Consider the following 6,107-nt stretch of genomic DNA (forward strand, 5'->3'; position numbering starts at 1 on the left):
CTTTTTTGAGGGTAGGACGTAAATATTGCTTGACACAAATCGAGCGAAAGCGTTTGTATTCAGGGGATTTGGTGGAAGCCGGAAGCGGAGTGTACGACTGTACATGAGAACCGGAAGTCCGCCAAATCCCCTGAATGCGAGCGCTTGAGAGCCGATTTATTTGGGTTATGTCCCAGACCCTACCTCTCAAACTTTATTTTATAGTGACATCTATCGTTACCACATTCCAATTCTTGTCGTAGCCTTTGATTTGAACTACATCACTTGTAGAAGTAATTTTGTCTTTTGCGTATACAGAGAATGTTTTTGCTGTTGCGTCAAATCCACCTGTACGTGCTTTCACACCGTTAACCCAAAGTTCCACACCATTCATTGTTCCAGTGTATGATCCACTTAAGCTATCACTGTTTAGCGTGTAAGAAGTCGCGTCAATTTTCAGGGCATCTGGGGCTTCACTTGCTGCCTTTACTGATACGGATGCTGTTACTTCTTTGCCATCTTTATCTGTTCCAACGACAGTTACGACATCTGTTGTAGACTTGATTTTATCTTGGGCATAGATAGTAAATGTTTTGCCGTCTCCACTTATTTGACCTGTGCGAGCAAGTTCGCCATTCACATATAGTTTAATGCCTGTGCTTACACCATCCAGACTACCTGTTACATTAGGATCGCCAATTGTATACGCATCCGGAGTAATTTTTAACGTTTCTCCTGCTGCTGCCTTGATATTTACTGGTGTACGATCCAGTTCTTGCCAGTTTTTGTCGTATAATACGATTTCGACTTTATCTGTCGCTGCTTTAATGTAGTCCTTCGCATAGACTTGGTACGTACCGGTTGCCGTGTCCAGCGCACCATTTTTAACGAGTACGTCATTAACAAATAATTGTACCTTCGCGCCAGATCCTGTATAGGTTCCAGTTACATTGTTATCGCCTAAGTTGTAATCTGCTGCTGTTACGACAGATGGGACGCGTTCTCCTAATACAGGCGAAGTAGCAGCTAAACCAGGGACGTTAGCAGAGTTAATAGCTCGAACGGTGAATACATTTCCAATCACTTGCATGAATGCTTTATCTGGTGCATAAATTTTGTATGTGCCATCTGAGTTTACAAGACCTGTACGTAGTAACGTACCATTATTGTCATAAAGACCAATTTTTGATGTTGCTAAATCGGTTTTTCCAGTCACATACTCATCGCCCTTGCTGTAGTCATTAATAGATGGTTTGCCTAAAATCGCCGTTAGAATCGTACTTGTTGTTGGTGCTGTGGCTGTGCCAGCAGTATCAATTGCTTTGACAGTGAATGTATCGCCAACAACACGCATCGACGCTTTATCTGATGCATAGATTTTGTACGTACCTGTCGCTGCATCTACTGCGCCATAACGAAGTAAGTTACCTGCTTTGTCATAGAGCCCAATTTTGCTTGTTGCTTTGTCTGTTTTACCAGTTACGTATTCTTGACCTGCATAATAAGCGTCGATAGTTGGTTTTGCAAGTGTTGCACCTTTTACTGTCGAAGTTGTTGGCTTACTTACATTTCCAACTACGTCTTTTGCAATCGCTGTAAATTCTTTACCTACAACCTTCATGTCTGCATTATCATTCACGTAAATTTTGAACGTACCATCCGCTGCTACATCACCTGTGCGGATGTCTTTACCACCTGTAGAAATAGTTACTTTTGTTGCCGGAGCTGCTGCCTTTCCTGTGACATAACCGCCATCTACAATATAGTCATTGATTGTTGGAGGAGCTACTACTACTGTTCTTTCTTTGACTGTGCTTGTTGCTTTATCACCTGTTTTGCCATTTGCATCTATCGCATAAGCATGGAAAGAAGTACCTGACACACTCATTGCTGCGTTATCATTGACATATACTTTATACGTACCATTCGCTCCAACATCTACGGTACGAATCGTTTTGCCTGCTACTTCCACAGTTACTTTTTTCGCACCTGCTGGCGCTTTTCCAGTCACATAGCCATCATTCACATAGTAGTCATTGATTGTTGGGGCCCCAAGGCTATTATCAATGACCGTTGTGCTTGCACTTGCTGTTTTTCCACCTTTTGTTGCCGTTGCTGTTACGACTGTTCCAGCTACTTGTTTCATAATCATCAAGCTATATTTGCCATCCGATCCTACCGTACCTGATCCAATCGTTTCTCCTGTTGCGTTTTTAATTACAATCGTTGCGTTCGGTTCGGCCGTTCCTGTCGCTACCGTTGAGTCAGCCGTTAGATCATTAATCGTTGTTGGAGCAATCGCATCACGAATAACCGTCGTATTAGCGCTTGATGTTTTGCCATCTTTTGTAGCTGTTGCTGTGACAATAGTTCCTTCAGCTTGTTTCGCAATCGTCAAACTATAAATACCATCTGATCCGACGCGTCCTGTCGCTAGTTGTTTACCCGTTTGATCTTTAATTACAATTGTTGCGTTCGGTTCGGCTGTTCCAGAAGCAAATGTAGAATCAGTTGTAAGTCCATTAATCGTTGTTTGTTCAATACCATCACGTACTACGATTGTTGATGCAGTTGATGTAAACCCTGCTAAGGAAGCTGTTACCGAAATAACCGTTCCTTCTGGTTGTTTTGCGATTGTTAAACTATAAATACCATCTGATCCAACACGCCCTGCTGCTAGTTGCTTACCATCTTGGTCCTTCATAACGATTGTTGCATTTGGCTCCGCTGTCCCTGAAACAGATACGGATTCTGTTGTGACTTCATTCACCGTTGTTGCGTCAATCTCACCACGAACGACTGTCGTTTGTGCCGTAGATGTTTTACCGTTTGATGTTGCTGTTGCTATCACAATTGTCCCAGCGGCTTGCTTAGCAATTGTGATACTATACTTACCATCCGATCCAACTCGACCACTTCCGAGCAGATTGCCAGTACTATTTTTGATTTCAATCGTTGCATTTGGTTGCGCTGTTCCTTCCGCTACCGTTGATTTTGTCGTCAATGCTGAAATACTTGTTTGGATAAGTTCCCCTTGTGTCACGGTTGTCGTTGCAGAAGAAGTTGCCGTTCCTTTTGTCGCGGTTGCTGTTACTCTTGTACCCACATCTTGTTGTGAAATACTGATACTATAACGTCCATCTGATCCTGCTTTCCCATTACCAATAATTTCACCATTTGCTTTGATTTCAATGTCTGCGTTTGGTTCTGCTGTGCCTGTTGCCTTAGTTGAATCTGTTGTGATGGGTGCAATCGTTGTTTGTTCAATGGCTGCTTGAATGACTGTTGTTGATGCGGAAGATGTAATGCCATTAGAGTCAGCTGTTGCTGTTACTACTGTCCCAGCTACTTGTTTCGCAATAGTAATATCGTAGTAACCGTCTGATCCTACTTTTCCAGAACCTAGTGTTGCTCCTGTTGCATTCTTAATCACAATATTTGCATTTGGCTCCGCCAGACCTACTACATTCGTTGAATCCGTCGTAAGATCCTCAATGGTTGTTTGTGCAATGTTTGTTAAAGCATAGCTACCACCAAATAATTTCCCAGTTGTTTTGCTGACAAATTGTGATTGGAATTGCGCACTGTTTGACATCAAGTTCTTTTGGCTTAAATTACCCTTATCCCACCCAGACAAGTCAAATTTCGCCATTTTAAAATCATTATAATTATGCGTTGGCTTGTCATTATAGATAAAGCCTGAATCCCACGTCGATAGTCCTTTATCAGAGTTTATGTTGATGTTGGTAGAAGCACCAGCGTAATTCGCAAAGATCGATCCAACAGCATTCGTATTCGTAATAGCAAAATTCGAGCCGTTCTCAAATACTAACGATTTCCCAGTCTGGACTGTTCCTTGCTTACCTGGTGAAGTCGCAACAAAATCAGCTCCTGTTTGAACTGTCAAGCTACCGTTTGTGATGGAAATACCTTCTTCAATTGCATCACCAGCAGTAGCTTTAAATTTAGCTCCTGTTTTGACAGTCATACTTCCGCCAGTTGCATAAATTGCTTGCTTATTTGCAGATCTTAATTCCATATTTCCTGCTATAGAAATCTGTGTAGAGCTGTTAGCCACATAAGCTGTGTACGATTTAGAGTCCACCTTCATCTTAGAATTTGCTTCTTGTGTTAGGTCCCCAACTATATAAAGCGCAGTCCCATTAGATTGAACAGAATTAAAGTCAACGTCTGCTCCCTCTCTTATTAAAAGGTTTCTCCCTTGATACACTTCTTCTAATGTGGCAACGGCTTTAATTTTTCCTTCTAAAATAGTTGTACCATGCGCGTTATACACGAATTGTTGGCCACTAGAATCTACATCTTTGTAAGTAACTTGTACGTTCTTATACTCTGACCAGAACAGCGGATAGATATTTTGATTCACAAGTGTTACATTTTCTATGCGGTTAACAGAATCAGCTTTTGCAACGCCAATCCGGCACTGATTCATATCAATTGTGTGGCCCTCACCGTATAGATTTTTTTGTGTTGTGAAATTGAAACTTGCTGTTAGTTTAATATCCGCTGTTAATTTAATGTCTGTGATACTCGTATTTAGTAATGCAGCTTTTAGTTCTGCAAATGTCCCTACCTCTGTGGCATTGGCTGGTGCAGCAGTAGATGAAGCTGCTGACGCTACATTTTGAAGTGCTTTTTCACTTGCAAGTACATTAATAGGCACTGTACTTAGTAACGAGCTCCCCACCAAAACGGTTGCTAAAGCGATTGTGCCACCCTTTTTGACAATATTATTTTTTGTTGACATTAATGATTGTCCTCCTCTAATTAAAATTATTATAGTTGCGCAACTATTTTTGGACTGAATTCAAAAGCTTAGCTTGAATCAATCTTATTTTTCCGCTTATGCATCCTCATACATCCTTTCTTATTAAGAATAATCAGCTAAAAATTATGTTTAAATCAGTTTTATTCAAAAATTTTAAATTCAATATAATAACTACCTAATTTTTATCGTAAACTATTTTATGGCAAGTGAATTAACAATAGCTTTTTACTCTATATCATTTGTAAATAATTTTCTTGCTGTCGAATCTTAGTATATAATAGAAATCTTCTCCTGTTTTCTGTTATTTAGAATTAAAATAATAAAATTCGAATACTTTGTGACAACTTACGAAAAAACTTCTACTTTCTTTTCAAACTTAGATTTGTCCATATAAATAGCGCTTTTGATAGTATATATATAACCTTCTTCTTGTAGTTTCTGTAGCACTGTTGTAATCGTGTTTGGGTTCAAATTGGCATATTGCGCAATCATCCCTTTACTTATTTGCTTTGGAAAACAAATAATATTATTCTCCAAGTTAATTTCGCCGTATTTCTGACCCAACTCTAGCAAAACAGAGCTAATTCTTTGCCGTGTTGGGAGCCTGAGTAGTGCTTCCTTTTTAAACATATGATTCGCTCGATTTTGCATGTACACATAATGATAAAAATAGCCTTCCTGTGTATTCATTATTTTTTCGATGATATCTTCTTTGGCATACCGAGTTACAATCAGTTCTTCGGTTAAGACTTGGTACGTATAACATGAAGAACTTTCAAGCAACAAATTAGAAAGCCCCAGTATATCACTTGCCGTATAGAAATCCACAGCTACTCCTGTTCCGATCGTGGCGGTCACAATACCGTCCTCAATGAAATAGATAGCATCTAAATCATGATTGGCTTTCAAAATAATATCGTTCCTACTAAAAGTTTTCTTCACACCTCTCACAGGAAAAATACAATCATCTTCTATAAAACGGCGGAATTTCGGCTCACTAAATTGACTTACTATCGAAGCTTCACTGTACAGGCTATGCATATCTATCATTTTATTCTGCATATAAAACATTCTCCCTCCACATTATTTATTGTATGTATTTTCTCATGGTAGCGAACGGAACCTAGTATAGAACAAAAAAAGAAATTCATTTTCTATAATACAGAATAAATATTTATCTTTTTGAACATTTTATGACTTTTTGCGCTCTAAGTATAGCATTTAAAAGGAATTAGCTACTTCTTTTTTTTGTTATTTATCTTACATGCACATGAAATTAGCTATATTTACAAAGTGAATATTCTGTTATTTTATAAATTTAGTTATAATCATAATTTTT

The 6,107-nt window shown here is 39.1% G+C and carries 2 protein-coding genes; both read right to left on the reverse strand.

What is annotated here, in order from left to right; all coding sequences use genetic code 11:
- Positions 1 to 193: 193 nt before the first annotated feature.
- Complete coding sequence (locus PROCOU_RS15305; RefSeq protein ID WP_036074085.1) at positions 194 to 4,747, reverse strand: Ig-like domain-containing protein; 4,554 nt, start codon at positions 4,745 to 4,747, stop codon at positions 194 to 196.
- A gap of 366 nt (positions 4,748 to 5,113) precedes the next feature.
- On the reverse strand, positions 5,114 to 5,830 hold the full coding sequence (locus PROCOU_RS15310) for a Crp/Fnr family transcriptional regulator (protein WP_159101246.1): 717 nt from the start codon (positions 5,828 to 5,830) through the stop codon (positions 5,114 to 5,116).
- Between the last annotated feature and the right edge of the window lie 277 nt (positions 5,831 to 6,107).

This window comes from Listeria rocourtiae FSL F6-920 (assembly GCF_000525975.1).
Taxonomy (GTDB): domain Bacteria; phylum Bacillota; class Bacilli; order Lactobacillales; family Listeriaceae; genus Listeria_A; species Listeria_A rocourtiae.